Origin of the sequence: Methanofollis liminatans DSM 4140 (genome assembly GCF_000275865.1) — an archaeon.
GTDB lineage: Archaea > Halobacteriota > Methanomicrobia > Methanomicrobiales > Methanofollaceae > Methanofollis > Methanofollis liminatans.
This window is the reverse complement of the sequence record NZ_CM001555.1, coordinates 2,372,088-2,397,180: the sequence shown is the minus strand read 5'-3', so window position 1 is coordinate 2,397,180 and position 25,093 is coordinate 2,372,088. Positions and strand designations below refer to the sequence as shown.

General features: G+C 62.4%; 31 protein-coding genes. 6 read left to right on the top strand and 25 right to left on the bottom strand.

Features of this window, described 5'->3' with window-relative positions:
* The 10 genes from METLI_RS11910 to METLI_RS11865 are packed head-to-tail and all read right to left on the bottom strand — an operon-like array spanning window position 1 to window position 9,741.
* On the bottom strand, window positions 1-594 hold the full coding sequence (locus METLI_RS11910; RefSeq protein ID WP_004040705.1) for an acyltransferase: 594 nt from the start codon (window positions 592-594) through the stop codon (window positions 1-3).
* The gene (gene glmS / locus METLI_RS11905; RefSeq protein WP_004040704.1) at window positions 591-2,330 is read right to left on the bottom strand and encodes a glutamine--fructose-6-phosphate transaminase (isomerizing); all 1,740 of its coding nucleotides are present in this window, start codon (window positions 2,328-2,330) and stop codon (window positions 591-593) included. Before glmS ends, METLI_RS11910 begins: the two co-directional genes overlap by 4 nt.
* Window positions 2,331-2,374: 44 nt before the next feature.
* The gene (glmU, locus tag METLI_RS11900) at window positions 2,375-3,538 is read right to left on the bottom strand and encodes a bifunctional sugar-1-phosphate nucleotidylyltransferase/acetyltransferase (RefSeq protein WP_004040703.1); all 1,164 of its coding nucleotides are present in this window, start codon (window positions 3,536-3,538) and stop codon (window positions 2,375-2,377) included.
* A 4-nt stretch (window positions 3,539-3,542) separates the two neighbouring features.
* A complete protein-coding gene (glmU, locus tag METLI_RS11895; RefSeq protein ID WP_048104254.1) occupies window positions 3,543-4,742 on the bottom strand; it encodes a bifunctional sugar-1-phosphate nucleotidylyltransferase/acetyltransferase in 1,200 nt (399 codons plus the stop codon).
* Window positions 4,742-5,986, bottom strand: coding sequence for a phosphopentomutase/phosphoglucosamine mutase (locus tag METLI_RS11890; RefSeq protein ID WP_004040701.1), 1,245 nt, complete (start codon window positions 5,984-5,986; stop codon window positions 4,742-4,744). The genes glmU (METLI_RS11895) and METLI_RS11890 overlap by 1 nt, the downstream gene beginning before the upstream one ends.
* A 57-nt stretch (window positions 5,987-6,043) precedes the next feature.
* Complete coding sequence (locus tag METLI_RS11885; protein ID WP_004040699.1) at window positions 6,044-6,643, bottom strand: hypothetical protein; 600 nt, start codon at window positions 6,641-6,643, stop codon at window positions 6,044-6,046.
* A 7-nt stretch (window positions 6,644-6,650) separates the two neighbouring features.
* Window positions 6,651-7,259: a cyclase family protein gene (locus METLI_RS11880; RefSeq protein WP_004040698.1), complete on the bottom strand. Its 609-nt coding sequence runs from the start codon at window positions 7,257-7,259 to the stop codon at window positions 6,651-6,653.
* Between the two features lie 3 nt (window positions 7,260-7,262).
* Entirely contained in the window at window positions 7,263-7,910 is a 648-nt protein-coding gene (locus METLI_RS11875; RefSeq protein WP_004040696.1) for a protein-L-isoaspartate(D-aspartate) O-methyltransferase, read from the bottom strand.
* Window positions 7,911-7,915: 5 nt separating this feature from the next.
* Window positions 7,916-9,025: a SufB/SufD family protein gene (locus tag METLI_RS11870; RefSeq protein WP_004040694.1), complete on the bottom strand. Its 1,110-nt coding sequence runs from the start codon at window positions 9,023-9,025 to the stop codon at window positions 7,916-7,918.
* The gene (locus METLI_RS11865) at window positions 9,010-9,741 is read right to left on the bottom strand and encodes an ABC transporter ATP-binding protein (protein ID WP_004040692.1); all 732 of its coding nucleotides are present in this window, start codon (window positions 9,739-9,741) and stop codon (window positions 9,010-9,012) included. The genes METLI_RS11870 and METLI_RS11865 overlap by 16 nt, the downstream gene beginning before the upstream one ends.
* 113 nt (window positions 9,742-9,854) lie before the next feature.
* On the opposite strand from METLI_RS11865, the gene METLI_RS11860 reads away from it, so the two are divergent.
* Window positions 9,855-10,085, top strand: coding sequence for a hypothetical protein (locus tag METLI_RS11860; RefSeq protein WP_157203280.1), 231 nt, complete (start codon window positions 9,855-9,857; stop codon window positions 10,083-10,085).
* Window positions 10,086-10,136: 51 nt separating this feature from the next.
* Here METLI_RS11860 and METLI_RS11855 read toward each other — a convergent pair whose 3' ends face one another.
* Window positions 10,137-11,225, bottom strand: coding sequence for a hypothetical protein (locus METLI_RS11855; protein WP_157203279.1), 1,089 nt, complete (start codon window positions 11,223-11,225; stop codon window positions 10,137-10,139).
* A gap of 82 nt (window positions 11,226-11,307) precedes the next feature.
* Window positions 11,308-12,093 carry a TIGR01458 family HAD-type hydrolase gene (locus METLI_RS11850; RefSeq protein WP_004040689.1) on the bottom strand — a complete coding sequence of 262 codons (786 nt, stop codon included), beginning with the start codon at window positions 12,091-12,093 and terminating at the stop codon, window positions 11,308-11,310.
* A 122-nt stretch (window positions 12,094-12,215) separates the two neighbouring features.
* Here METLI_RS11850 and METLI_RS11845 point away from each other — a divergent pair, with 122 nt between their 5' ends.
* The 3 genes from METLI_RS11845 to METLI_RS11835 are packed head-to-tail and all read left to right on the top strand — an operon-like array spanning window position 12,216 to window position 14,259.
* Window positions 12,216-12,713 (top strand): hypothetical protein, encoded by a 498-nt coding sequence (locus METLI_RS11845; protein WP_004040688.1) that lies wholly within the window; start codon window positions 12,216-12,218, stop codon window positions 12,711-12,713.
* A gap of 54 nt (window positions 12,714-12,767) precedes the next feature.
* The gene (locus tag METLI_RS11840; RefSeq protein WP_004040687.1) at window positions 12,768-13,277 is read left to right on the top strand and encodes a hypothetical protein; all 510 of its coding nucleotides are present in this window, start codon (window positions 12,768-12,770) and stop codon (window positions 13,275-13,277) included.
* Between the two features lie 25 nt (window positions 13,278-13,302).
* Complete coding sequence (locus METLI_RS11835) at window positions 13,303-14,259, top strand: ROK family protein (protein WP_004040686.1); 957 nt, start codon at window positions 13,303-13,305, stop codon at window positions 14,257-14,259.
* Here the strand turns inward: METLI_RS11835 and METLI_RS11830 are convergent.
* From METLI_RS11830 to METLI_RS11795, 8 genes are read right to left on the bottom strand one after another with little or no spacing between them, the layout of a single operon-like run.
* Window positions 14,228-14,437: a helix-turn-helix transcriptional regulator gene (locus METLI_RS11830; protein ID WP_004040685.1), complete on the bottom strand. Its 210-nt coding sequence runs from the start codon at window positions 14,435-14,437 to the stop codon at window positions 14,228-14,230. The two genes, METLI_RS11835 and METLI_RS11830, sit on opposite strands and share 32 nt — an antisense overlap.
* A gap of 9 nt (window positions 14,438-14,446) precedes the next feature.
* A complete protein-coding gene (locus METLI_RS11825; protein ID WP_004040684.1) occupies window positions 14,447-15,139 on the bottom strand; it encodes an ABC-2 transporter permease in 693 nt (230 codons plus the stop codon).
* Window positions 15,136-16,062, bottom strand: a complete 927-nt coding sequence (locus tag METLI_RS11820) for an ABC transporter ATP-binding protein (RefSeq protein WP_004040683.1) — start codon at window positions 16,060-16,062, stop codon at window positions 15,136-15,138. Before METLI_RS11820 ends, METLI_RS11825 begins: the two co-directional genes overlap by 4 nt.
* The gene (locus tag METLI_RS11815; protein ID WP_004040682.1) at window positions 16,053-16,466 is read right to left on the bottom strand and encodes a hypothetical protein; all 414 of its coding nucleotides are present in this window, start codon (window positions 16,464-16,466) and stop codon (window positions 16,053-16,055) included. Before METLI_RS11815 ends, METLI_RS11820 begins: the two co-directional genes overlap by 10 nt.
* Window positions 16,466-16,849, bottom strand: a complete 384-nt coding sequence (locus tag METLI_RS11810; protein ID WP_004040681.1) for a hypothetical protein — start codon at window positions 16,847-16,849, stop codon at window positions 16,466-16,468. The genes METLI_RS11815 and METLI_RS11810 overlap by 1 nt, the downstream gene beginning before the upstream one ends.
* Complete coding sequence (locus tag METLI_RS11805) at window positions 16,846-17,253, bottom strand: hypothetical protein (protein WP_004040680.1); 408 nt, start codon at window positions 17,251-17,253, stop codon at window positions 16,846-16,848. Before METLI_RS11805 ends, METLI_RS11810 begins: the two co-directional genes overlap by 4 nt.
* Window positions 17,250-17,636, bottom strand: coding sequence for a hypothetical protein (locus METLI_RS11800; protein WP_004040679.1), 387 nt, complete (start codon window positions 17,634-17,636; stop codon window positions 17,250-17,252). Before METLI_RS11800 ends, METLI_RS11805 begins: the two co-directional genes overlap by 4 nt.
* Complete coding sequence (locus tag METLI_RS11795; protein ID WP_004040678.1) at window positions 17,633-18,022, bottom strand: hypothetical protein; 390 nt, start codon at window positions 18,020-18,022, stop codon at window positions 17,633-17,635. Before METLI_RS11795 ends, METLI_RS11800 begins: the two co-directional genes overlap by 4 nt.
* 140 nt (window positions 18,023-18,162) lie before the next feature.
* Between METLI_RS11795 and METLI_RS11790 the strand changes: the two genes are divergently transcribed.
* Window positions 18,163-18,468, top strand: coding sequence for a hypothetical protein (locus tag METLI_RS11790; protein WP_004040677.1), 306 nt, complete (start codon window positions 18,163-18,165; stop codon window positions 18,466-18,468).
* Window positions 18,469-18,546: 78 nt separating this feature from the next.
* On the opposite strand, the gene METLI_RS11785 is transcribed toward METLI_RS11790, so the two are convergent.
* From METLI_RS11785 to METLI_RS11775, 3 genes are all read right to left on the bottom strand, one after another.
* Window positions 18,547-21,114 (bottom strand): PAS domain S-box protein, encoded by a 2,568-nt coding sequence (locus METLI_RS11785; protein ID WP_245529449.1) that lies wholly within the window; start codon window positions 21,112-21,114, stop codon window positions 18,547-18,549.
* A gap of 87 nt (window positions 21,115-21,201) precedes the next feature.
* The gene (locus METLI_RS11780) at window positions 21,202-21,786 is read right to left on the bottom strand and encodes a DUF2115 domain-containing protein (RefSeq protein WP_004040675.1); all 585 of its coding nucleotides are present in this window, start codon (window positions 21,784-21,786) and stop codon (window positions 21,202-21,204) included.
* 66 nt (window positions 21,787-21,852) lie between these two features.
* The gene (locus METLI_RS11775; protein ID WP_004040674.1) at window positions 21,853-22,122 is read right to left on the bottom strand and encodes a hypothetical protein; all 270 of its coding nucleotides are present in this window, start codon (window positions 22,120-22,122) and stop codon (window positions 21,853-21,855) included.
* Between the two features lie 154 nt (window positions 22,123-22,276).
* Here METLI_RS11775 and METLI_RS11770 point away from each other — a divergent pair, with 154 nt between their 5' ends.
* Entirely contained in the window at window positions 22,277-22,837 is a 561-nt protein-coding gene (locus tag METLI_RS11770) for a cache domain-containing protein (RefSeq protein WP_004040673.1), read from the top strand.
* Window positions 22,838-22,857: 20 nt separating this feature from the next.
* On the opposite strand, the gene METLI_RS11765 is transcribed toward METLI_RS11770, so the two are convergent.
* Together METLI_RS11765 and METLI_RS11760 are read right to left on the bottom strand one after the other, a co-directional pair.
* On the bottom strand, window positions 22,858-23,259 hold the full coding sequence (locus tag METLI_RS11765) for a hypothetical protein (protein ID WP_004040672.1): 402 nt from the start codon (window positions 23,257-23,259) through the stop codon (window positions 22,858-22,860).
* An 80-nt stretch (window positions 23,260-23,339) separates the two neighbouring features.
* A complete protein-coding gene (locus tag METLI_RS11760; RefSeq protein WP_157203278.1) occupies window positions 23,340-24,833 on the bottom strand; it encodes a hypothetical protein in 1,494 nt (497 codons plus the stop codon).
* Window positions 24,834-25,093: the final 260 nt, after the last annotated feature.

Genomic DNA, 25,093 nt, shown 5'->3' with positions numbered 1-25,093 from the left:
CTACTCACGCATCCGCTCGGGGAGATCGACAAAGCGTGCCGGCGACCCGATCGCCATCATCCGCGCCGGGACGTCGTGGGTGACGACGGCGCCCGCGGCCACGAGCGCCCCCTCACCGATGGTGATGCCGGGCAGGATCACGGCCCCGGCGCCGATCGAGACGCCGTCCCTGACGACAGGGCCCTGCAGGGGCGGCTTTCCGTGCGGCGGGTAGCGGTCGTTTGTCAGCACGGCGTTGGGGCCGATGAAGACATGGTCGCCAAGGAAGGTGTTCGTCGGGATATAGACCATGCTCTGGAGCGAGACGTTGCTCCCGATGACGCAGTCACCTTCGATCACCGCCGAGGTGCCGATGGCCACATGATCGCCGATCTTCGTCCGCTCGCGGATCATCACGTTGTGCCCGCTCGAAAAATCGTCTCCTATCTCGACGTCGCAGTATATGATCGTCCCTGTTCTGAGGACGGCGTTTTTGCCGATGACGGTGCCTGCAAACTCCTTCTGTCCGATCCGTTCCCTCGATGGAAAGCCGAGGGTCACCGGCTCGAAGATGCGTGCGCCCTCACCGATGGTGTTTCTGCCATATTCTGTCATTCGACGGTCACACTCTTTGCCAGATTTCTTGGTTTGTCGATATCTCTCTCCAACGCGTTTGCCGTCTGGTAGGCCAGGAGTTGCAGGATCACCGAGACCGTGAGCGCCTGGACCATCTGGTGGTCCTCAGGGATCGGGATAAAGACGTCCACGATGCTCTCGACCTCGGTGTCCCCTTCCACCCCGATCCCGATGACCGGGGCACCCCGCGCCTTCATCTCCTTGACGTTGGAGAGCATCACCCCGTAGGTGCGGCCCGGCGTGCAGATGGCGACGACCGGCGTTTCCGGGGAGAGCAGGGCGAAGGGGCCATGCTTGAGTTCCCCGGCCGCATATCCTTCGGCGTGGATATAGGAGATCTCCTTCATCTTCAGGGCGCCCTCGAGCGCAACCGGGTAGAAAACCCCGCGGCCCACGTAGAACATCTCGGTGGCGCTGAGAAGCAGGGAGACCGCCGCCCCCATTTCCTGCGGGAGCACCCGCTCGATCGAGCGGTGGGCATGGGCCAGGACTTCGGTGAACTTCCCGTCCGCCATCACGTTCACCATGCCCATGAAGACCGCGAGCTGGCCGGTAAAAGATTTCGTGGCGGCGACGCTGATCTCGGGGCCGGCGCACATGAAGACGGTCCAGTCCGCGCTGCGGCTGACGGTGCTCCCGAGCACGTTCGTCACCGCCAGGGTCGAGCAGTTGCGGGCCTTCGCCTTCTCGATGGCGGTGAGGGTGTCGGCCGTCTCCCCGGACTGGGTGACGGCGATCACCATGTCGCGGAGGGGCGGGGTATAATACTTGAACTCGGAGGCGAACTCCACCGAAACCCGCTTAGAGGAGTACTCCTGCGCAAGGTAGCGGAAGACGAGGGCGGCATGATAGGACGTCCCGCAGGCCACCACCGTGATCTCGGCCGGGATCCTGAGCATGGGGAGGCGGGTGTCTTTTTCCAGCGCCTTGATCGTGTTGTAGAAGACCTCGGGCTGCTCGTAGATCTCCTTGAGCATATAGTGCTCGAACCCGCCCTTCTTTGCGTCGTCCACGCTCCAATCGATGTGGGTGATCGAGCGCTCTACCCGGACGCCGTCGTGGTAGACGTCGATCCTGGACGCCGTGAGGGCAGCCACATCCCCGTCTTCCAGGTACACCGCCCGCTGGGTGTGCTCCAGGAGGGGCGTGACGTCTGAGGCGCAGAGCACCTCGCCGTCACCGATCCCGAGAACGAGCGGGCTGCTCTTGCGGGCGGCGACGATCCTCTGGTCGTCCTTTGCGATGACCAGGATCGCATACGAGCCCTCCAGGTGGCGGACCGCCGCGGTGACGGCGGCGAGCAGGTCGCCGCTGAAATATTCCTCGACGAGATGGGCGATCACCTCGGTGTCGGTCTCGCTTTTGAAGCGGTGCCCTTTCTCGATGAGTTTTCTCTTGAGCACCGCGTAGTTCTCGATGATCCCGTTATGGACGACGGCGATCGCGCCCGTGCAGTCGGTGTGGGGATGGGCGTTGCAGTCGTTGGGCACGCCGTGAGTCGCCCAGCGGGTGTGGCCGATCCCGATGGTGCCGACGAGAGCGCTGAGGTCGGCCCCGCTCTCTGAGATTTTTCCGCTCTTTTTAATGATATTGATATCCCCGTTCTCGGTTGCGACGCCGAACGAATCATAGCCCCGGTATTCAAGACGCTTCAATCCCTCGATGACGAGGGGTGCGGCCTCTTTCCAGCCGATATATCCAACTATCCCGCACATGATGCATCCCCCAACGTAATGGTATCTCTCCTGACACTCATCCCTTATATAATTCTTGCCCCATCAGGAACTTCGCCGTAGAGCGTTTTCCCATCTTCTACGCAGACATTGTTCCCGACGATGCAGTTTTTGAAGACGCAGAACGGGGCGGACCGCACGTTGTCCCCGATGATCGCCCCGAACTTCGCCCTGATCAGCTCCCCCTCGATCGAGAAGATGGTCCGTTGCGGCGAGGTCGTCGCATGGTCGCCTACCTGCGTCCCGGTGCCGACGACGGCGTCGGTGATCCGGGCATGGGAGCCGATGCAGGCGTCGGCGAGGATCAGGGAGTGGCCGATCAGGGTGAAAGGCTCGATCCTGACCCGATCGCCGATGCTCGTCTCGGGCAGGACGACGCAGTTCGGCCCGATCTCGCAGTCTTCGCCGATAACGACCGGGCCGAGAATGGTGCTGTTCGGGCCGATCGTCGTCCCCCGACCGATGGAGACCTGCCCTTTGATCACGACCGAAGAGCCGATCCGCCCGGCCCGCTCCTGCCTCACGCCCTGCAGGAGCGCTGCGTTCAGCCTCAGGAGGTCCCAGGGGTAGATGGCGTCCTGCCAGTCCTCTGCCGGGACCGCCTTCAAGGGCGTGCCGGCGGCGATCATCGCATTGATCGCATTCGGGATCTCGGTCTCGTCGCCGAGGAAGTCCAGAAACGCCGGTCCGAGCGAGAAGATCCCGGTCGATACGGTGAAACCGGGCGCCTCGCTGGGCTTCTCGATCACCTGCTGGACCGAGCCGTCCCTGATCATGAGCACCCCGAAGTTCGAGGGGTGGGGGTGGTCCCAGGTCAGGACGGCATTTCTCTCCCCCATGATCCGGGCGATCGAGGCCGTGTCGATGTAGTTGTCGCCGGGGAGGAGGAGGAAGTCGCCGGTGATCAGGGGCGCCGCGCATTTGAGGGCGTGGGCGGTGCCGAGCTGCCGCTCCTGGACGACGACCTTCACCGGGATCTCCAGGCCGTTGAGGTGCCTGATCACCTGCTCTTTTTTGTAGCCGACGACGACGATGATCTCCCTGATCCCGTTCTTTTCGAGCGCCCGAACGATGTACTCAAGGATCGGCCGGTTCGCCACCGGCACCATCGCCTTGGGCATGGCATGGGTGAGAGGGCGCAGACGCCTGCCCTCACCTGCTGCAAGAATAACTGCCTGCATGGTTTTCATTCACCTACCTGATCACGGTCCGGTCTTTCAGGGTTCCCTCGACGAGGCTGTGCGGCCCGATGAGGGAATAACTCCCGATGACGCTGCCGACGTTCACCGAGCAGTTGATCCCGAAGAGGACGTGGTCGCCGATGATCGCCCCGAACTTCCTCCGGCCGGTGGACCTGCCGTTGATCGAGATGTTCCCGTGGTCGTGCCTGAGGTTTGCGACCTTAGTGCCGGCACCGAAGTTGCACTGGCTCCCGATGATCGAGTCGCCGATATAGTTGAAGTGCGGGATCTTTGTCCCGGCGAAGACGATCGAGTTTTTCACCTCGACGGCGTGGCCGATATGGCAGCCGTCGCCGATCGCCGTCGAGCCCCTGATATAGGCGTGGGGGCCGATCGTGCACCCCTCGCCGACGATGCAGTCGCCCTCGATGTAGGTGCCGGCCTTGACCACCGAGTTTTTGCCCAGGACCAGTTTGCCGTGGATGACGACGCCGTCCTCGACCGTTCCCTCGCAGGCGGGTTTCATCCGTGAGAGCAGGGTGGCGCTGGCGTCCAGGAGGTCCCACGGCGCCCCGACGTCCATCCAGGTGGAGAGGCGATAGGCGGAAAGGCGTCCTTCGGCGATATAGTCGGCCAGAGCGTCGGTGAGTTCGTATTCGCCCCGGCCTGAGAGGGGCACGCCCTCCAGCCGTTTGTAGATCTCGGGGTCGAAGAGGTAGACGCCGGCGTTGATCATCCGGCTTTTTGGCTGGCGTGATTTCTCCTCGAGCCCGGTGATCAGGTCCCCCTCGATCGTCACGACACCGTAGTCCTGTGGGTGGTCGCTCTCGTAGACGCCCATGCACGGGGCTTCTCTCGTGCAGAGGTCGGCGAGATCGGCCGCATCGACGATCATGTCGCCGTTGAGCATCAGGAACCGGCCGGTGACCAGCCCTTTTGTCGCCCGGAGGGCGTCGGCGGTCCCGAGCTGGCGGCGCTGGACGACGTAGCGGATCGTGACGCCGAGGCGGCTGCCGTCGCCGAACCACTCCCGCACTTCACGCTCGCCGTAGCCGACGACCAGGGTGATCGCGGTGATCCCGGCCTCGGTGACTGCCCTGACCAGGTGCTCGAGCATCGGGCGGTTGGCGAGGGGGAGCATCACTTTCGGGCGCTCGGCGGTGAGCGGGCGCATCCGCGTCCCCTCGCCCGCCGCAAGGATGACGCACTCCATCATGCGGCCCTCCTGAGGCGCTCTTTGCCCGCGTCCATCATCCGTTTTGCAGCAGCGGCGTCCCTGCCCTCGGCGGTGAACCTGATCTTCGGCTCGGTCCCGCTCGCCCTGATCAGGCACCAGCCCTCCTCGTCCTCGATCCTGATGCCGTCGGTCGCTACGGCGGCGCCCATGGCGGCCATCACTTCGCGGGCGTTCTCGATCCTGACCGAGTCCCTGAGGATCGGATAGGCAGGCATCGCCGCCACCCGTTCGGCGATGTCCCACTCGCCGGCGATCTCGCAGAGGAGGGCGGCGGCGTAGATCCCGTCGGGACAGAGGGAGTTTTTCGGGAATATCCATGCGCCCGACGGTTCGCCGCCGAATTCGCCCCATTTTAAGAGTTCTTCAGAGACGAAGGTGTCGCCCACCGGCGTCCGGTGCACCTCGGCCCCCTCCTCGATCGCCATCGAGGCGTCCGAGGTGGTGACGACGCGTTTGGCTCCGAGGTACTCGGCAAAGAGCATGAGGAGGTGATCGCCGCCGATGTACCGGCCCTTCCCGTCGAAGGCCATCATCCGGTCGGCGTCGCCGTCGTGGACGATCCCACATGCGGCCCCGCGTTTGCGCACCATTGCGGGCATGTACGGGAGGTTCTTCTCGAGGGGCTCTGAAGGGCGGACGAACCGGCCCGAGGGATTGGCATTGAGGCAGAGGGCCTGCACACCGGCGTCGGCAAGAAGCGCCGGGGTGATCGCGCTCCCGGCGCCGTTTCCGCAGTCGACAACGACGGAGAGCCCTTCCGGGAGGTCGAGGCCGTTCAGGATCGCATTCTTATGGATCGAGACGGCGTCGATGGCATGGATGTGCCCCTGCTCCCTCCAGCCCGCCCCGTGATCGCCCCTGACGTCCTCTTCCATTCGCTGCTGCTGGGCAGAGGTGAAGGACGAACCGTCCGGGTTGAGGAGTTTGATCCCGTTGTACTCCTCCGGGTTGTGCGAGGCGGTGATCATCACGCCGAAGGCATGGGCCCGCGCGGCGCAGGCGACGGTCGGCGTGGGTGCGATCCCGCAGGTATATACGTCCGAACCAGCCGAGAGGATGCCTGCGGTGACGGCGTCGGCAAGCAGCGGCCCGGTCGTCCGGGCGTCCATGCCGACGACCGCCGAGCCGCCGGCTTTCGCGGCTGCTGCCCCCACCTGAACGGCGAGGTCTGCAAATCCGCCGGAATATTCTCTTCTGATCCCTGAAGAGCCGAAAAGCATGCGCGGTAATGTGCCTTCACAGGATATCAGTTTTGGGAATCTTGCGCGCAGAGGGGGTCAGTGCCCGTACGGGCACCAGTGCTCGATTCCGAGGAGGGTGGCGACGCCGGCGGTGGATGGGCCCAGACAGATCACCCGTTTTTTGCCGAGGGCTTCCTCGACGGCGGCAAGGCCCTCGTTCGAGATGAGGCCGGGCCCGACGACCAGGAGGACGTCGGCGTCGGCGGGGTCTTCGGTGATGGTGATCCCGGTCAGAGGCCCCCGCGTATCGCCTGCCGCGTAGACCCGCGCCCCTGCAAGCGCCTGTGCCAGCCCGCTCAGGCAGGCGGCGTGCCGGGATTCCTCGCAGGGGTTCACCCTCCGGTTGATGCAGAAGAAGGCGGTGACGGCGTTGACGATGGCGCAGGCGGCCGTCCGCTCCACCGGGCTGTTGAGGGGCGCACCGAACATGAACGAGACTTTCGTGCAGGCCTGTATTGGGTCAGGGGTGACCACATGGCCGCGCCGGTCGCCGAAGCAGGCCTCCACGCAGACGCCGCGGGGGTACTGGCAGACGGCCAGTTTCGGGTTTCTCGTCAGGGAGACACTCCCCTCATCGCAGCCTGAATTCTTCACCGTTTCTTCGAGACGTGCCACTGCTGATGCGATAAGATTCATCTTCACCTCATACGAATGGGCGGTCAGAGAGGATCACCCGTGCCGGCGACCCATCCAGTCCTTTCAGGCGGAGTGGGAGCGCCGCCATATAATACTCTCCTTCGGGCATTGCCGGGAGGTCGAGGAGTTCGATCACCGCAATCCCCCTTTCGAGAAGGGTGCGGTGCACGGTGCCGTCGCCGTCATAGGCCTCGATGGACGGGGAATCGATGCCGATGCACCTGACCCCTTCCTGCACGAGAAGAGCGGCGGCATCCGTGGTCAGGTGCGGATACGCCGGATCGAATGCTGTTCTACCGGAAAACCAGGTCTTGAGGAGGAGCCGTTCGGCCCCTTCAATTCTTCCCTGGAGGTCGGACGCCTGGATCGCCGTCGCCGTTCCCAGGTCGAGGAGGCGGCACCGGCCGATGAGCCGTCCGGGATCGATTTTGTCGACGGTCCGCTTGTCCTTCAGGTAATGCGAAGGGGCGTCGATGTGGGTGCCGGTGTGGGTCGAGAGGGAGAGGAGGCTGAGGAGGTAGGCGCCGTGGTCCTCGGTGCTGATCTCCGGTTTCGGGTCTCCTCCGGGGAATATGAGGATCTCTTCGGAGAGTTCTCGCGTGACGTCGTAATACATGTCTTACACCTCCCACCCATAGGTGCCGATGAGGGGGACAAAGGCCACCCCTCCCCACGAACGCACCACGAAGTCCCCGCCCCTGCGGGTATAGCAGACGAGGTCCTGCAGATGGCGGGAGCCGACCGGGGCAACGAGCCTGCCGCCGTCGGCGACCTGGTCGAAGAGCGGTTCAGGGACCGAGGGTGCGGCGGCGGTGACGATGATCCCGTCGTAGGGAGCGCGCTCGGGGAGGCCGAGCGTCCCGTCGCCGACGACCACATGAACGTTTGCCGCCCCGACCGCCTCCAGGTTCCGTTCCGCCTGCGCCGCCACCGACGCGATCCGCTCCACGCTCCAGACTTCGCGGACGATTCGCCCGAGCACGGCCGCCTGATACCCACTGCCGGTCCCGATCTCAAGGATCCGGTCGCCCGGTTCCGGGGAGAGGAGTTCGGTCATCACCGCCACGATATAGGGCTGCGATATCGTCTGCTCCTCCCCGATCGGGAGGGGGTGGTCCCCGTAGGCGGCATATCTGAGGTCTTCGGGGACAAAAAGGTGGCGGGGAACCTCCCGCATGGCGGCAAGGACCCTCTCGTTCGAGACGCCCCTTGCCCTGATCTGGTGCTCGACCATCAGACGGCGTGCCTGCGCGAAGTCCTGCTCCATCTGTCTTAGAAACCAGCGTCTGCGGCGTCGATCGCCGCGTCGATCTGCTGCTGCAGCATCGGCGGCAGCCCCTCGATCTTCACGTCTAAAAAGCCGCGGATGATCGTCGCCGTCGCCGTCTCCTCGTCGAGGCCGCGGGCCATCAGGTACTCGATCTCGTCGCGGGCGATCTTGCCGACTGCCGCCTCGTGCGAGAGTTCGGTCCCGGTCACTCTGCCCTCGATCTCCGGGATGGCGTGGATCGTCCCGTCCTTGAGGATCATCCCCTTGCACTCGATATGCCCCTTTGTCTCCTCGGTCTCGCCCAGGATGTGGCCCCTGGAGATGATCGTCCCGCCCTTCGTGATGGCGCGGGTGATCAGTTCGGCGCTGCTCCCCTTCCCCTGGAGGATTGCCCTGGAGCCCAGGTCGAAGTGAGAGTCGGGCTGTGCGACCACGATGGACGAGAAGCGCCCGACGGCGTTTTTGCCGAGGGTCGCCTGCGGGTACATCTGGATCCTGGATACCGGCTGCATACAGACATAGTTGGAGATGAACACGCCGTTCTCCTCCACGATGGCGGCGCTCCGCGGGTAAACTGAGATGTGCGGGTTCCAGTTGTGGATCATCGTCGAGGTGATCCGTGCATTTTTGCCGACGTAAAACTCGGTCACGCCGAGATGCGAGCCGCTCTTCGCCCCGGCGGCGCTGGCGCACCCGGAGATCACATGGAGTTCGGCGCCCTCCTCGGCGATCATGATGTTGTGCACCGTCTGCACCGGCCCGCCGGCAAGGTAGAGGCAGGCCTGCACCGGGTAGACGGTGCGGGCGCCCTTGTGGGCGATGACCACGACGCCTGCCGGGCGCTCCTGTTTTGCGACGAACTCGGTGTACTTGTCCTTGTCCTTCTTGACGGCGTTCCAGTAGTGCTCGGCCATCCAGTCGTACTTCTCCAGTGCGTCTGCGAGGGAGAGCACTTCCACGCCCTCGGCCGAGCAGGTGGTCTGGAGGATCTCCTGGTCCATCTGGAAGAAACTCCCGCACCGGTTCTCGAGCCCGATCTCCAGCCCGGTCTGGGTAAGCCGCTCCTTCTCAGAGTCCGGAAGGCGGGCGATTTCATTCATATCTGCTGGCATGCAAGGCACTCCCTGTATCCTCTCTCTTTGATCACTTTCAGTATCTCGCGGGGGTTGCCGTGGCAGCGTATCGCCCCGTCGATCATGACATGGCCGAAGTCGGCGTCGAGGTAATCCAGGATATAGCCGGTGTGGGTGATGATCAGCCCGCTCTTCTGCCGGTTCATGATGTGCTGGTCTTTCTGGAGGAGGTGTGCGATCGAGGTGCCCATCAGGGAGATGTTCTCCAGGTCCACCCCGCTCTCGGGCTCGTCGAGCATGATGAAGTCGGGCCGCTGGATCATCAACTGCAGCACCTCGCTTCGCTTGATCTCGCCGCCCGAGAATCCCTTGTTGATATCCCGTTCGAGAAAACGCTCCATGTCCATGGACCGTGCGTAGGTCGGGATATCTCCTGTCTTTCCTCCTGCCACCGCTGTGAGGAGTTTTTCGAGTTTGAGGCCTGATATGGTGGGCGGGCGCTGGAAGAGCATTCCTATCCCCAGCTGCGCCCGTTCATGGATGGGCATGCGGGTGATATCCTTTCCGTTGTAGACGATCCGTCCGCTGATGACCTCGTAGTTGCCAAAGCCCATGATGGTCATCAACAGGGTGCTCTTCCCCGAGCCGTTCGGCCCCATGAGGACGTGCGTCTCCCCGTCATTGATCTGAAGATCGATCTCGTGGAGGACTTCCCGGTCCCCGACCCTGACCTTCAGCTTCTCGATTTTGAGCATGGATACCTCTCCAGAGTATTTCTGATAATGCAGATAAACAGTTATCGGCAGAAGATACACTTTCACCCCGCGCCCGGCCCGGGATAATATACCCTTCACCCCCCGGTATGATCATGGACGATACGACCTTCTCGGCACTCGCCGAGCGTGCCCGTGCCTACCCGGTTGTTCTGCGCAGAAGCCAGATGTCGAAGATCACACTCCATGCACGGGAGACGGCGGCGTGCAGGGGGAGAGAGGCCCCGGTCCTGCCCCGCCGGGTCTGCACCCGGTTTATGGATACGAACGCACGCGAAACCGGAGAAGATACGGCGAGGGTTCAGGACTTCGCTTCTCTCGCGTGAACGAGAGGTGAGCCGGCAGATCCTGCCTGTTCGCGAGGGGGCCGACCTGGTTCACACCGCCGAAGAACTGGAGAGGAGCCACGCGAAGGTGCCTTTTCGGTCGTAGCGGTGGCCGGCGATATAGTTGTAGGTCTCGACGGCCCGGTCGTATCTCCGGGAGTCTGCCGCATACTCCGCAACGGCCAGGTTGTAGGTTTCCACTCTGTTGTTGTAGCCCTGTATCCGTGCGGTGAAACCTGCGATATCTCCTGCCATGAGCAGTTTTTCAATGGTCTCTTTCTCGCTGGCGATGCTGGCCCCGGTCTTTTTCAGGTCGGCCTGACGCTCGCTAAGGTTCAGGGCGAAGGTGTCGATGACGGCGCGTGCCGCCCCTGACTGTTCCATGATATGTGTCGTCTCAGCTCTGGCCGTGTAGCATCCGGTCCCGTTGCCCACCCTGATCACCTGGGGGTCTCCGGTGAGGCGCACGCCGTTTGCCAGGTTATCCGGGACGACCCCGACGAAGTTGTAATCGGTCGTCTCGATGAAGGCGTAGCCGGTCGAGCCGTAGGTGCCGGTGTCAGCCGCAATGCCGACGCCCATATGGGAGTTCTCGATGAAGTTGAGGAGGGCGACATCGTAGCCGGCCCTGGAGAGGAGGGCGGCGAGTAGGAGACTCTTGTCGTCGCAGTCGCCAGTCCGTTCGGCCACGGTCTCCACCGGGAACTTCGGCGGAGCGCCGCCGGGGTGGTCCTCGTACGGGATGGACTGGACAAATGCCGTGATCATCTCCAGGTACCGGTCGGAGTCAAGACCGTTTTCGTCCTTGATCCCGGAAAAAGCACTGATAAGACCTGTATAGAGCGCCTCCTGGTGCGGGTCGTCGATGAACGCGAGATAATATGCCGGGATCCACTCGTCGTCAGGGATCTCACGGTAGAGTATGGCGCTCTTCGATCCGTCGCGCGCCCCTGTGTAGACGGCGGCGTCCACCGGCATCCTGAGCCGGTAACGGGCGTCTTCAAAGGGAAAGATGAATTCAGCCTGATCTGTTCCCAGGACGTCCGATGCCGGTGTGATGGAGGGGTAAATGACGATGGGGCGCAGCATCGTTACGATCCCGGAAGCAACCAGAACGCCGGTGCAAAGCAGCGTTATCACTATAATTGTCGTCCATATCGGCCTGTTCATCACGTACTGTCTCCCCCGTCTCCTGTTTCTCAGGCGAGACTCATGGGTGCCATTATATAAATGTTTCTCTGATCGCTTCAGGAAGGCTGGCGATCGAGGGGAGGAGGAGGTCGGGCCTGATCAGGGACGCCTCGAATACCTCCTGCCTGAATTTTCCGGTCCTGACCAGTGCAGTCCTCATGCCTGCGGCCTGTGCGCCGCCCACATCGGTCCTGAGATCGTCGCCGACCATGAGGGCGGTGGATGGTTGTATGCCCATGTCCTCGAGGGCAAGCCTGAAAAATTCAGGCGACGGTTTGCCGACGACCACGGCTTCGCGCTCAGAGGCGTATTCGAGTGCTGCCACAAAAGGCCCTGCGGAGAGCATCAGCCCGTCCGCACCCATCCAGTAGCGGTCCTTCTCGAGGGCGACGATCCCGGCCCCTTCGAGGGCCATCCTGAAGGCCCGGTTCATCGCCTCGTAGGTGAAGCCGTCGCCTGCGTCCCCCACCACGACCGCTTCGGCCCCCTCCTCGACGAGAGTGATCCCGGCGGCGATGAAGTCGTCCCTGACATCGCCGCGGGTGAGGAGGAAGGTCTTTTTTCCCTGCAGGTGCCTGATCGCCCCAAGAGGCGGGTTGAAGATCAGGGAGTCGTCGATATCATAGTCCAGCGCCCTGAGGCGTGCGGCGATGGAGTGGCGGGAACGGCTGGTGGTGTTGGATACGCACCTGAAGGGGATGTCCTCCTCCTCCAGCCATGCCACCGTCTCTCTCCCCCCGTCGATCGCCCTGCCGCCTGCATACAGCACCCCGTCGATATCGAGAAGGACGCCCCTGATCTGCCCGGCCTCTGCCATACCAGATCTTCTGGTGCGGATGAGGTTTTTGGTCTTGCGCCTCACCGTGTTTTATATATTTGGTCTGATATATTCCTCCGGCACCGCGGCCTCTGTTCCGGGGTGCCGGAGAGGTGGAACAGATGACTAAAATAGAGCAGATACCTGCCGAGCTGAGGTGGAACATTGCGACGCGGGCGGCGACGGCGATGCCGTTCGCCTATCATCGTGCGGTCATGGAGCGGTACGGCGAAGGCTTTGAAGAGTCAGTTCAGGCGATCTGGCGAGAGGCCGGAAAGGGGCAGGGTGCGCTCGCCCGCGGTTTCGCCATGCCGTTGAAGAATGCGCCGGACGTGGCGGAGGCGTACAGCACCATCTCGACCCTCCTGCTCGGCCCTGAACTGCAGGGCGAGGTGAAGGTGGCGAAAGACCGGGACTGCGCCGATATTGTCGTGACCTCCTGTCCCATGTGCTCCCGTGCATCTGAGATGGGGATGGACCCGCGCGCCTGCTGTGCCGACTGCAGGGCGTATGGTGAGTCTGCGGTTGAGAGCCTGAACCCATCCTACGGGATTGCGCACCGGAGCGGGATCTGCGTCGGCGATGCCGAGTGCAGGATGAGGATCGAGCCGAAAGCCTGAATGCCCGTGGTTCGATCCCATCTTTTTTAGTGTCTGTGGGCGAGAGTGGTGGTGATGGCAAAGGACCTGATCGAGGAGATCCCCCCGATGGCCCGGTGGCGGTTTGCGGCACGTGCGGCCGCCCTCATTCCGGCGCTCTACTCCTGCGCCCTGCGCGGTGAAGGAACCGGGGCGGTCGAAGAGCGGGAGCAAATGATCTGGTACGCGATCGGCCGCGAGGTGAAGGAGATCGTCGATACCTTCGGCATTTCGACCGATAACGCGGAGGAGATCGCCGGGGCGCTGAGGGTCGGCGCCGTGGTGCTCTTTGGCCCGGCGTTCAGGATCACCGTTCTTCCGGCGTCAGGAGAAGCGGCGACGGTGGTGATGAAAGGATGCCCGTTTACCGGGACGCTGCGGGAGGCCGGGTGCGATCTCTTTGCGGGCGCTTCCTGGTGCATGCCTTTTGCCATCTCGGCGGTCGAGCACCTGAACGGAGCGTTCACCCTCAGGTTCGTGCGGGCGCGGTGCATGGGCGATGCTCAGTGCGAGATGGTCATCCGAAAGAGGGAGGAGGGGGAATAACCCTCTCTTTATCGGGCGTGGGGATATGGTTGCAGAGGATGCCGTTGTCGCCGTCGATCTCGGGGCGACCCACCTGAGGGCTGCCCTGGTCACGCGGGAGGGCCAGGCCGGGGATAGCGTCGTCGCCGATACGCCGCGGCAGGGCCGCTCAGGCATGGCCGTGACCGAAGCCGTCGCCTCGGCCGTTGCCCGGGTGCTCGAAGGCAGCGCTGCCCGGGCGGTCGGGATCGCCTCGGCCGGCCCCATCGATGCTGCGGTGGGCTCGGTCGTCCGCTCCCCGAACATGGCCTTTGATGAAGTCCCGCTCGTCAGCCCGCTCACCGACCGTTTCGGCCTCCCTGTCAGGCTGATCAACGATTGCCGGGCCGGCGCCCTTGGGGAGCGCTGGCGCGGGGCCGGGACGGGTGTGGATAATCTGGTCTATATCACCTTTTCCACCGGGATCGGCGGGGGTGCGGTCGTCGACGGCCGCCTGCTCCTCGGGAGGGGCGGGAACGCCGGTGAGGTCGGCCACCTCCATGTGGATTTTGCATACTCTCTCCCGTGCGGCTGCGGGCGTACCGGCCACTGGGAGGGCTATGCCTCAGGAACCGGGATGCCGCGGTTCTTTGCGGCGTGGTCTGCCCGGCGGGGTGAGCGACCCGCCTTCGACGCCTCCACGAGCCGCGGGATTCTGGAGGCGGCGGTGGCGGGCGACAGGGTCGCCCTCGCCTTCATGGATGCCCTGGGCGAGGTGAACGGCCGGGCGGTTTCAGACCTTATTGTCGCCTACGATCCCGAAATGATCGTTATCGACGGCCCGATCGCACAGGCCCACGGCGGCCTGATCCTGCGGCACATGCTCCCGCATATCGACCGCTACCTTCCCCTCCCTGCAATCTGCGTCAGCCCCCTTGGCGGGCGGGCGCCGCTCTTTGGAGCGGCGGCATACGCCCTCGGGGCAGGGGGGCTCAGCCCTCCAGGTCCTCCTCGCCGAAGATGAAGATCTCTTCGATCGAGGCCCCGAGTTCCTGTGCGACCCGCCAGGCGAGTTTGAGGGAGGGGTTGTACTTCCCCTTCTCCAGGAAGACGACGGTCTCCCGGCGCACCCCGACGCGTGCGGCGAGTTCCTCCTGCGTAATCCCGATTTTTGCGCGGTATTCCCTGATCTTCGTCTGCATACGGCACCGTTATGGGATGGTGGTCACGATCCGCTCGCGGTTTAAAAACCGCGTCGCCCATCCGACGAGGGCGAGCAGGGCGGCGGCGACGGCGACCAGCGCCCCTTCGGTTCCCCAGCCGACGACGACCCCCTCTCCGGCCAGACCGGCCGAGAGCGAGAACGAGAAGATCACGCCGAAGATGATCGCCATGTTGATGATCTGGTTCTCGCGCATGCCAAGGAGGAGCTGGACAAAACCGAGCAGCCCGGCGGCGACGGCGATGAAGGCCGGGACCACGACGAGGACGTGGAGCACGACCGGCGCCGGGGGGAGGACGATCCCCCGGTCGACGACCGAAGCGATGCCGGCGATGATGCCGGTCCCGGCGAGTGCGAGAAGATACGCCGGGAGGGTGATGCCGACGACCTTTCCGGCCCAGATCTCCCTGAGCGAGAGGGGGGTGCAGAGGAGGGTCTCGATCGTCCCCTCGGTCTTCTCCCGCAGGAAGACCTGTCCCGAGAAGATGTAGCTCATGAAGATCCCGGTCACGGTGATCACCATGAAGATCAGTGCACCGATGGAGGCTCCGCCTTCCGCCCCTGACCCGATGGTCGCCGTCCCGGAAAAAATGACCGTGACGAAGAGCGCCGATACCATGAGCTGGCGGGAGCGGATGATCAGCCCGGCCTCTTTGCGCGCCACGGTGAGGATAGTGTTCATGCCGATCCCTCCGCCTGCCTGACGACCGAGAGATAGATCTCCTCCAGGGAGCGGTGGTCTTTTCTGACCTCTTCGATGGCGCAGCCGGCCTCCGCCATCGCCCGCACCAGGGTGGGGACGTCGGCGCCGTCGAGGCGTGCAGAAACCTCCTCCCCCTCCCGGGAGACCGCGGCGACCCCCGTGGCCGCTGAAAGGACGGCGAGCGCCCGCTCGGCCGAGGACCTGTCCGAGAGGACGATCCTGACTTCTGCCCCGCCGCCGCTCCGCAACCGCTCGACCGTGTCGAAGGCCCGGATCCGACCGTCGTGCAGGATGGCGACGGTCGAGCAGACGCGCTGGACCTCGTCGAGGTTGTGGGAGTTGACGACGACGGTCATCTCCTCCTCGCGGGAGAGGTCGGCGATCAGGTCGCGCACCATTCTCTGCGCCTCGGGGTCGAGGCCGGCCGATGGTTCGTCAAGGAAGAGCGCCTCGGGATTGTGGAGGATCGCCCGCCCGATCCCGAGTTTTCTGCGCATGCCGGTCGAGAAGGTGCCGACGAGGCTGTCCTTTCTCTCTGTAAGTCCGACAAACTCCAGGATCTCCCGCACCCTTTCATCCCTGCCAGAGACCCCGTAGAGACGGGCGTAGTAGTCAAGGTTCTCGCAAGCCGTGAGGCGGTCGGAAAGCCCATCCTTTTCCAGGAGCACCCCGATCCGCCCGCGGAGACGGTCGGATACGGCCATGTTCTCACCGAAGACGAGCGCCTCCCCGGCGTCCGGTCGCAGGAGGCCGAGCATGCAGCGCATCGTCGTGGTCTTTCCGGCGCCGTTCGGCCCGAGGAAACCGAAGACCTCGCCTTTTTTCACCGAGAAGGTGATGTCTTTGAGCACTGCTCTTCCTTTGAATGCTTTTTGAAGATTTTCTACCGTAATTATATCCATGGTTTCTCCTTTCCGATATTGAGGAGGGTTATTGCCGCTTTTTCCAGGATGAACAGGGTGGCTATCCCCGCAACCGCCGCAAGACCGGGAGAAAGGAGGAGATGGAGTTTTGCGTCTCCTGCCCCAACCGCCCAGAGGTACAGGATATACCCGCCGACGAGGGCCCCGGCGGCGATTCCGACGCCCCGGACGATCAGGGCGGTGCGCCCGCTCAGGCGCTCCCGGTCTTCCGCCCACATCCTGAGGATTGCCGGGAGGAAGATCAGCACGGTCCCTGCGATGACCGGTGCCAGGGATGCCGGGTCGGTTCTGCCGACCGCTCCGGTCCACGCCAGGGTGAGGCCGATCCAGGCGAGGAGAAGCCCGGCGAGGCTGACAACGATGCTTTTTCTGGTTGAGATCATCAGACGTCCCCCCGCAGGGAATAATATCCCTGGAATACGACGGCGGTCGCCGTCATCCAGCACAGGGCGATGAAGAGGTCGGCGTGTGCGCCGAGGTGGACGAACGGGCCGATGGCTATGAGGGCGATCATTCCGGCAAACGTGCAGTACCAGGAGTGCCTGAACCCCCGGTCAACGATCCGCATCGTTCGCTCGTCCTGTTCTGGCCCTTTGCCCTCGTTTCTCCCTTGGTAGAGTCCCAGTGCCATGAACAGCGCGCCAGTGCCGGAGATCAGCAGCATGGACGGGAGCGATTTTTCCGTGATCGGCCATGTGGCGGCGATCAGGAACCCGGCAGCCAGCAGGAGGGCGCCTGAAAGGAGGAGGAGATCGGATTTTTTCATTCCACGTCCCCCTTCTCCCTGTATTTCCACCTGAAAAATGCCGCACTGATACCCATGCTATAGAAAATGGCCATGAGCACTTCTGTGGCCTGCAACTCGATGATCCCGGTGAAGTTGATACAGAGGAGGACCATCGCAAGCCAGAACGTGACGATCCATGAGTCGGAAAATGCAGCTCTCTGGATCTTTTTGTCGCGCTCGTCCGGGTCTTCTGCCTCTTCTTTCTGTGACCGGAGATAGATGCCGGTCATACTCATGACAATCAGGGCCGCACCCGCCACGATGACGAGGAGAGCGATCTGCGGTCGGTCCGTTAAGATGGTCCGTGCCGGTATCCCAGCAGTGATGAGGAGAAGTCCGGCGACAAGGCCGAACCAGTAGTTCTCTCTCTTTTTTTGTTTCATTCCACATCCCCCTGCCTGAAGAACCACCACTGGGAGACCTTCGCCGAGATCGCCATCAGCAGGATCGAGGAGAGTATCACATCGGTCGAGGCGAGGGCGAGGAGCCCCATATTCTCCGCCCAGAAGAGGACGAAGAGATAGACGAGGGTGATGAACCAGGAGTAGGTAATCCCGTAGGCCCCGATCCTCCGCGTCCGCTCGTCCTGCTCCGGGCCCTCGTCCTCCCGCATCGCCCGCGCCCCGGCGAAGACCAGGACGACGACGCCCGAGGTGACGAACATCCCGGTGGTGGCATCAGAACCGATCCCGGTGAGGTGCTGGATGAGTCCGATGGCCAGGAAGACAAAGCCGAAGATCACCCAGAGTCTGATGCGCCGTCTCATTCCCTTGCCTCCCGCCTGGCGAAGTACCACGAGAACGCCGCTCCGGTGAGCGCCATGAAGAGGATGGTGCCGAGGATCACACCCTCTATGTCGGGGGTGAACCCCCCGAGTTTGTTCGCCCAGAAGATGATGCAGAGGAGGATCAGGGTGGCGAACCACGACCACGATGCCGCCTCCCCGCCGATCTTCCGCGTCCGCTCGTCGGTTTCGATCTCGTCGCCGAAGCGGCGGTGGTTGAGGACGCCGAAGGTGACCATCACCGTCCCGACGGAGATGAGGGCCGAGGACGCGGCGGTGTCGGTGAGGGTGCCGGTGATAGGGAGGAGGATGCCGGCCGCCGCCAGGAGGAAGCCGGCGCCGATCTGGAGGATATAACGCCTCTTCATGTGTATCACGTATTGTGAGATATATCTCACGTTATGTTAGATATTACTAACATCGGGTATTTTACTGTTGTGGTGTATTTCTAACATCCGGATCGGAGAAATCGACAGGTTCATTCTTATAGGCGTTGAAATCTAAAAGTGTGGCAGTAATAAAGCGCTTTGGTATTTTATCGGTCGCCAGGATCAATGCGGCGATCAGCCTCGTGATAGGGCTCATCCTGAGCGTCCTCTGGATCGTCTTCACCGGCGTTACCGGGGTCGCCAGAGGTATAAACAGTGCCGCCATCGGCAGCGCGGCGATGAACGGGGCGGGCGGCCTCGTCGTGATCATCTTCGTCACGATCGTCTATGCGATCGTCGGCTTCGTCGCCGGTGCCCTGGTGGCGCTGCTCTACAATGTGGCGGCCGGCTGGTTCGGCGGGATCGAGATGGAAATTTCGGACTGATTTTTTTTCTGGCCCGGCTGCCCCTTATCAGCAGGATGCGGATCGTCATCTTCTGGACCCCGTCTCCTTTCTTTCCGGTCACATTGTGGATGAGGCGGCTCCGCCCCCTTTCTCTCTGCTGCCCCCGGGCGCTTTTTCCAGCCTGTAGGTCCCGCAAGGGGCCACGATCTCAAAGCGCGCCCCCTGGCCCGGCGTCCCGACCTCCCTGATCGAAAGCCCGGTGATCGCAAGGATCTCCCGTGCGAGGAAGAGCCCGTAGCCGGTGTTCTTCCCGACACCCCGCCTGAATATTTTTCTCTTCTCCTCCTCTTCGACCCCGGCCCCGTCGTCCTCGCAGACGATGATCAGGCTGTCGCCCTCTTCTCTCACGGAGAACCCGATCCTGTTCACGGTGCCGCCGTGCCTGACGGCGTTGTCGATGAGGTTGGTGAAGACCTTTTCAAGGAGGGGGTCGGCATAGACAAGCACGCCGCCGATCCCGTTTTCAACGGCGATCTCTGAGCGATACAGCGTCATCGAGGCGTCCCTGACCAGGCGGCGGACGTCCTGCCAGGCAGGGTTGTGGACGCCGATGTCCTGGTAGTCCCTGGTGAAGGAGATCTGGTGGCGGATCACGTTTGCCGACTCTTCCGCCTTCTCGACAAGGGCGACCGCCTCCGGCTCAAGGCCAAAGTCCCTGACGAATTCGAGATACCCGAGCAGGGCCGTGAGCCGGTTCAGGACGTCGTGGCGGGTGATGTTCGAGAGCAGGTTGAGCTTCTCGTTTGCCCGCTTCAGCGTCTCCTCGGCGTGTTTTCTCTCGGTGACGTCCCGCTTGTTCTCTCTCCTGCCCATATAGGTGCCGTCCTCCCTGAAGACCGGCTGGCAGTAGTGGCTGATCCACCTGACCTCGCCCTGTTTCGTGACGATCCTGTACTCGATGTGGCCGACACCTTCGTTGTCGTGGAGGCCGTCGCTGTAGTGCCGCTCGACCGCCTCCCGGTCTTCGGGGTGGGCGATCCGCACTTGCAGGGTGGGATCGTCCATGAATTCCCCGGCAGAGTATCCGGTGATCCGTTCGCAGGACGGCGATACGTAGAAATACCTCCCGCCAGGCCCGAGCCACGCCTCCCAGTCGTAGGTGAAATCGGCGATCGTCCGGTATTTCATCTCGCTCTCCCTGAGGGCCTGTTCCATCCGTTTTCTCTCGCCGATATCGACGATGACGCCGACGATCCCTGCGACCGCCCCGCCTGAGTCGAAGAGTGCGGTCTTTGAGAAGAGGACGTCCCGCCGCTTCCCGTCCCTTTCCGTGATGGCGAATTCATAGCGCTGGACATGGGGGCGTTCGACGATGAGCCTGTCCTTGTCCCGGTAAACGTCGGCGTACTCCGCGGGGAAAAAATCGTGGATCTCCCTGCCGACGATCTCGTCCCTGGACCTTCCCGTGAGGTCCTCGAAGGCGCGGTTGCAGTCGCGGTAGACGCCGCGGGTGTCCCGGTAGAACACGGGCGCCGGGATTGCGTCCATCAGCGCCTGGACATAGTTCACCTTCTCGGTGAGGGCGATCTCCATCCCTTTTCTCTCCGAGATGTCCAGGACGGTGCCGACGAGCACCCTGACCCCGCCGATCGTGGTGGCCGAGCCGCGGACCTCGACGGTAATGGTCGCTCCGTCTTTGCGCACCCCCGTAAACTCGTAGACCTCGTTGCTGTCCCTCTCCTGCTCGCGGAGTCTCTCTCTGACCGTGTCCTGGTCGTCGGGGTGGACGATCCTGAGAAGGGGCATGCCTGCCGCGAGTTCCTCGACGGTATAGCCGAAGATTGCGGCGAACCTGGGGTTGACGTAGGTGAACCGGCCGTCGAGCAGGATATAGATCCCGGCCGGAGACTGCTCTGAGAGCACCTTGAACTTCTTCTCGGAGTCCCGCAGGGCTTCTTCGGCCCGCTTCCTGTCGGTGGTATCCCTGCCGACAGACTGGTACTCAATCGGAGCGGAACCTTCGTTAAAAATTGCCCGGTCGACCCATTGCTGCCACCTGACCTCGCCGTTTTCCAGCACCACCCGGTGCTCGATGCTGCCGACGGGGTTTTGCGGCGTGAGGCTCTTGAAATGTTCCTGAATAATGGGTATCTCTTCTTCCGGCACCCTTGAAAAAAATGGTTTTCCAACGATTTTTTCGGGGGTCATACCGTAATACCGGCAGAACGCCTCGTTCGCAAAAACCTGTGTCCCGTCGGGGCGGAACCGGCTGATCAGTTCGGTCTGGCTCTCGACGACGGCCCGGTAGCGCGCCTCGCTCATCCTCAGCGCCGCCTCTGCGCGGGTGTTCTGGACCGCCTGCCTGATCATGTTCTTCAGTTCGGCGAACTGGCTCTTCGGGTCGCCGCCCTTCTGGAGGTAGAAGTTCGCCCCGTTGTTGAGGGCCTCGATGACCACGTCCTCCCGCCCGCGGCCGGTGAAGATGATGAACGGGGCGGTCTCGCCGCGTGCCCTGACGACCTTTAAGAACGCGATCCCGTCCATCTCCGGCATCTCGTAATCTGAGATGATAGCGTCGAAGGACCTGCCCTCAAGTACGCCGAGGGCGTCTGATGCGTCCTCGCATGTCTTCACCGAAAATTCACCTCCCCTCTGCAAATAAAGGCTGGTGACATCGAGAATCATGGGATCGTCGTCGACGAGCAACACTGAGATCATGGCTGTCCTCCTTATAGGTGGTGTCCCGGGCAATTTAACGTGTGGTCCCGGCGCTCACACTCCCTCCATCTGCCGTGCCGGACAGACGTTGCAGATGGAGAAGGGCACGTCCTCTTCTTTGTCCCGGATCGGGCAGTAATATTCGTTCCCACGTCTTTCGACTGCAAAGCCGCCGGGAAATGGGGTGCCGACCGGGTGACCGGGGCCGCCCTCGACGAAGATCGTATAGCCGGTGACGAGATAGTAAAAGAGGGTGTGAAGAGGTTTTGAAAAACCGATGTCGGTCTGCGAGCCCTTCCTGTCGAGGCACCCGCGCGGGATCAGGGCAACGAAAGCGGAGAAATGTTCGGGGTCGGGTATGGGATCGTCCATCCGGGCGAAGGCCCCTGATCGGTGGCTGCACATCAGTCTATGGTATGCTCCGAAGATCTGCTCCTCGAAGTACGGCCTCACCCGGCTCCGGTAGGGTTCGGGGAGGGCCTCGACCTCGCGCCTGATCCCCCCGCCGATCCGCTGGAGGTCGTACAGGGAGAAACGCCCTGCCTCTTCTGCAATCGCTCTCCCGAGTTCTCCTCTGGTCCGGCATTGGGATAGGCGGCTGGCGGCCCCGGCAATCTGCCCGGCGTCTGGTTGGGGCATCCTGTGAAGAGTGTCGTCGGTGTAAACGTTTCAAGGCTTTGGGGACGGTTCAGGGCCGCCGCCGGTTTACCACCTGAACGGCTCCTGCTTCTGTGCCTTTTCCTCGAACGGGATAAGCACGTAACCGTGCACCCTCCCATCGGGATCGAGCTCGATCTCCAGGTAGAGTTCCTGCTCCCTCTGCTCCATCGCCACGGCGGCCGGATCGGCCCCGATCTCCGCGAAGCCGAGGCCGGCCAGGTCCCGCTCGATGCTCTCCAGCGCTCTCCCTTCGGCGGCATCGAGGATCGATTCGGCCGTCTTCATCATGCCGATCTGATAGTCTCTGTCGACCATGCTCTTCCCTGTCGTGGCATGGGTATAAAACCCTGTGCAGGTGCGGTCGCACCCCCCAGGGCACCTGTTCGTAAAGGCCGATAAACACAGGCGGTTCAAGAGTAATGGCGATTTTAATAACGTATTTATAATTTTGGCGCCTGAAAATTCTGTTATGAAACATTCGACTCTGGCGATTTTACTCTCCTTCCTGATCTCGGTGACCCTTGCTGCATCGGGGTGTACGGGTGTCCAGCCGAGCGACACCATGACGCCCTCGGAGACGACCGTCCCTGAGACGCCGACCGTAAAGCCGACGGTGACACCGTCGCACAGCGTGGACGAGATGGTGGCCTTTGTCCGGGATGCGGTGGCGTTTGCAAACGAGCAGGGGAAAGAGGCCGCCCTCGAGGTCTTCTCCGATCCGAACGGCTCGTTCACACGGGGAGACCTCTACATCTACGCCTATGACTTCAACGGGACGACCCTCGCCCACCCGTTCAACCCGGAGAAGATCGGCGTGAACCGCCTGAACGAGACCGACGTTTCGGGCAACCTCTACATCAAGGATCTGCGGGACGTTGCCGAAAACGGCAGCGGTTTCGTGTACTTCTATTACATCGACCCGGCGCAGAACATGACCGTGCAGCCGAAGCTCGGCTATGTCGAGCGGGTGGACGAGACCTGGTGGCTCGGCTCGGGCATCTACGGCGTCGAAGCGCCGGCGACGGTCTGAACCCGCCGGTCCCCTCCCCTCTATTTTTCGGCCGCGGCCCGCCCGGTGCTGTAGCCGATTGCGATCGCCATCGTCGGGATCAGCAGGTAGCGAAGGCCGATCTGTCCGAAATACGTCGGTAGATCCATCCCTGAGATCGGGATGAGGAACAGGAGGTCGAGCGCCCAGTTCATGGCGAGCCAGACCCCGCCGGTGACCACGCCCTCCCTGAGGTGGCCCGACTGCACCCCTGCAAACCAGAGGACCAGGAGCGCTGCCCCAATGATGCCGCCGATGACGATCATGACGCTTTTGAAGAGGAACACGTCGACGAGGAGGACGCCCTCCGGGTTATAGAAGGGGACCGCCGCGAAGAATGGGATCAGCCAGGTCAGGCCGCCATATGCCAGGAGCCTGACTGATTTTTTCAGCCTGTTATCCATATGCTGGATCTCTCCGGTGATGGGTATGAGGGTTTGCACCGCACGTTCCCGTCCAGCCCCTGACCGGTGCAGACATGGGTTTAATTCACCTTTTTTAGATCAGGGAAGACAAGGACCGCCACCAGCGCTCCGCCCTGTACCGGCACCCGGTGCACGGCGGCATGCAGGCGCTCTCTCCGGATCCGATCGTTGACGATCTCCTCTATCAGGGTGATCTGATCGCCGTTCACCGCCCGCAACGGTGCAATGCAGCCGTCGTTCTCCACGCCGTAGATAATGCCGTATCTTCGAAGAACGCCCCCTCTGATCTGCCGCGTGATTGCAGGAACGATCTCTTCGATCGCATAGGTTGACGGTTTCTGGATCATAAACCCCTTCGACCTGAACTCCAGTGCATCTTCCTGCTCAAACCGCCCCTCGATTCCCCGGTGCTTGATCTGATCGATCAGGTGGCCGAAGACCGATCCGAAATGCCCGCACTCGAGGTGGTATCGCCAGTACTCGCAGAGGAGCATCTGCAGGATGGACCGGGTGTTCCGGTTCCGGGAAGCCCTGCAGAGGTCGAGCAGGGTGGCACCGTAGGCCCCGGCCCCGTCCGGCATCGTCAGGTGGTTTTTGACGCTCAGCGATCCGATGACGATCGGATCCCCGGCGGTCTCTTCGCCGGCATGCCAGAGTGCAAGCGGTTTGCTCTCGAATATGCTCTGATATATCTCGTCAGTCATGCCGGGCGAGGGCCTGATCCTGGGTAGCCTCTCGGTGACATAGCAGATTCTGCATCCGGGATGGTTTTTGTGTATGATCGCTCTCTTTCCTTCAGGGGTATTTTCAAAAAGAGCCTCGCGGTCGTCCTCATATTTGTATGTCCTCGGTATCAGGTCGAACCGTTCAGACAGCTTGGGGGCATAGTGCGTCTGTATCAGTTCCCCGAATGTTCTCCGGTGCTCCTGCAGATCCTCCTTCCGGGCGATGTAATCGTCATAAAATTCCCGGAAGCCCATTTCTGTTCTGAATATCCTTCCTTTTGTGATCGTGCCCCGCGTCTCTCCCATGACGATCTCGCCGCCGGCCGCGATCCGCCCTGTCCGGATAAGTTCGTCGAGATCCCGGGGTTCCAGCGGCACCTGCACCGGGACGGCGAACCCTTCGATCTCGACGGTCAGGCTGATCTCGCCGATCTGATCCCAGGTCACCTGGTGCGGGTCGATCCCCCAGAACCGGGCGTGGCCCATGCTCCATCTGGCCGATTTTTCGTAGGCAGAAAAAAAGAGTTTTGCGTCTATATTTTTGATGATCACTGCCCTCAGCACATTCTCCGAGGAGAGGATCTGCTGCGCGGTGATGATCCCTTCGGGCGTTTCGACGAGGGATGGGGCTTTTTTGCAGTGGACCAGCAATATGGTGTTGTTCAGGAGGAGAACCCCGACGATGTTTCTGTCCTTCGCTCTGGATGTGGTGGAGAGGTGGGAGCGGAAGGCGTCGATCAGGTCCTCTATGCGGGACTCCCTGTGGTAGCCGGGATCGCTCAGGATCTCCAGGATCCATTTTTTGACGCCGGCGATCCTTGGCCGCACCTCGTCGAAGGCGCGCCGCTCTCCGAGCGCTCTCGACTCAAAAAATTCTATCAGGGTGTGTATTTTAGGATCTACTGCTATTTCGTCCCGTATCAGGCAGTCATCCCCCTCATGATCCGGCCGGTTCGCCGCCTTCTGAAAAAAATAAATTTTTCGAGGGTACGGCCCCTCATCCCGGAAAATATGGTTTGAATCTCCGTAATCGCGATGATTGTCCCGGATGCTGCAATACTCTGCGCCGTTCACACGCTTCCCGGCAG

Bases quoted from the DNA above. Each gene is read 5' to 3' on its own strand.
- METLI_RS11885 (WP_004040699.1), bottom strand. From the start codon at position 6,643: ATGAATCTTATCGCATCAGCAGTGGCACGTCTCGAAGAAACGGTGAAG.
- METLI_RS11850 (WP_004040689.1), bottom strand. From the start codon at position 12,093: ATGGCAGAGGCCGGGCAGATCAGGGGCGTCCTTCTCGATATCGACGGG.
- METLI_RS11845 (WP_004040688.1), top strand. From the start codon at position 12,216: ATGACTAAAATAGAGCAGATACCTGCCGAGCTGAGGTGGAACATTGCG.
- METLI_RS11880 (WP_004040698.1), bottom strand. From the start codon at position 7,259: ATGTATTACGACGTCACGCGAGAACTCTCCGAAGAGATCCTCATATTC.
- glmU (WP_004040703.1), bottom strand. From the start codon at position 3,538: ATGAAAACCATGCAGGCAGTTATTCTTGCAGCAGGTGAGGGCAGGCGT.
- METLI_RS11820 (WP_004040683.1), bottom strand. From the start codon at position 16,062: ATGGATATAATTACGGTAGAAAATCTTCAAAAAGCATTCAAAGGAAGA.
- METLI_RS11775 (WP_004040674.1), bottom strand. From the start codon at position 22,122: ATGGTCGACAGAGACTATCAGATCGGCATGATGAAGACGGCCGAATCG.
- METLI_RS11875 (WP_004040696.1), bottom strand. From the start codon at position 7,910: ATGGAGCAGGACTTCGCGCAGGCACGCCGTCTGATGGTCGAGCACCAG.
- METLI_RS11765 (WP_004040672.1), bottom strand. From the start codon at position 23,259: ATGGATAACAGGCTGAAAAAATCAGTCAGGCTCCTGGCATATGGCGGC.
- METLI_RS11805 (WP_004040680.1), bottom strand. From the start codon at position 17,253: ATGAAACAAAAAAAGAGAGAGAACTACTGGTTCGGCCTTGTCGCCGGA.
- METLI_RS11800 (WP_004040679.1), bottom strand. From the start codon at position 17,636: ATGAGACGGCGCATCAGACTCTGGGTGATCTTCGGCTTTGTCTTCCTG.
- glmU (WP_048104254.1), bottom strand. From the start codon at position 4,742: ATGGAGTGCGTCATCCTTGCGGCGGGCGAGGGGACGCGGATGCGCCCG.
- METLI_RS11795 (WP_004040678.1), bottom strand. From the start codon at position 18,022: ATGAAGAGGCGTTATATCCTCCAGATCGGCGCCGGCTTCCTCCTGGCG.
- METLI_RS11860 (WP_157203280.1), top strand. From the start codon at position 9,855: ATGGACGATACGACCTTCTCGGCACTCGCCGAGCGTGCCCGTGCCTAC.
- METLI_RS11865 (WP_004040692.1), bottom strand. From the start codon at position 9,741: ATGCTCAAAATCGAGAAGCTGAAGGTCAGGGTCGGGGACCGGGAAGTC.
- METLI_RS11830 (WP_004040685.1), bottom strand. From the start codon at position 14,437: ATGCAGACGAAGATCAGGGAATACCGCGCAAAAATCGGGATTACGCAG.
- METLI_RS11890 (WP_004040701.1), bottom strand. From the start codon at position 5,986: ATGCTTTTCGGCTCTTCAGGGATCAGAAGAGAATATTCCGGCGGATTT.
- METLI_RS11810 (WP_004040681.1), bottom strand. From the start codon at position 16,849: ATGAAAAAATCCGATCTCCTCCTCCTTTCAGGCGCCCTCCTGCTGGCT.
- METLI_RS11870 (WP_004040694.1), bottom strand. From the start codon at position 9,025: ATGCCAGCAGATATGAATGAAATCGCCCGCCTTCCGGACTCTGAGAAG.
- METLI_RS11770 (WP_004040673.1), top strand. From the start codon at position 22,277: ATGAAACATTCGACTCTGGCGATTTTACTCTCCTTCCTGATCTCGGTG.
- METLI_RS11785 (WP_245529449.1), bottom strand. From the start codon at position 21,114: ATGATTCTCGATGTCACCAGCCTTTATTTGCAGAGGGGAGGTGAATTT.
- glmS (WP_004040704.1), bottom strand. From the start codon at position 2,330: ATGTGCGGGATAGTTGGATATATCGGCTGGAAAGAGGCCGCACCCCTC.
- METLI_RS11835 (WP_004040686.1), top strand. From the start codon at position 13,303: ATGGTTGCAGAGGATGCCGTTGTCGCCGTCGATCTCGGGGCGACCCAC.
- METLI_RS11825 (WP_004040684.1), bottom strand. From the start codon at position 15,139: ATGAACACTATCCTCACCGTGGCGCGCAAAGAGGCCGGGCTGATCATC.
- METLI_RS11910 (WP_004040705.1), bottom strand. From the start codon at position 594: ATGACAGAATATGGCAGAAACACCATCGGTGAGGGCGCACGCATCTTC.
- METLI_RS11780 (WP_004040675.1), bottom strand. From the start codon at position 21,786: ATGCCCCAACCAGACGCCGGGCAGATTGCCGGGGCCGCCAGCCGCCTA.
- METLI_RS11815 (WP_004040682.1), bottom strand. From the start codon at position 16,466: ATGATCTCAACCAGAAAAAGCATCGTTGTCAGCCTCGCCGGGCTTCTC.
- METLI_RS11840 (WP_004040687.1), top strand. From the start codon at position 12,768: ATGGCAAAGGACCTGATCGAGGAGATCCCCCCGATGGCCCGGTGGCGG.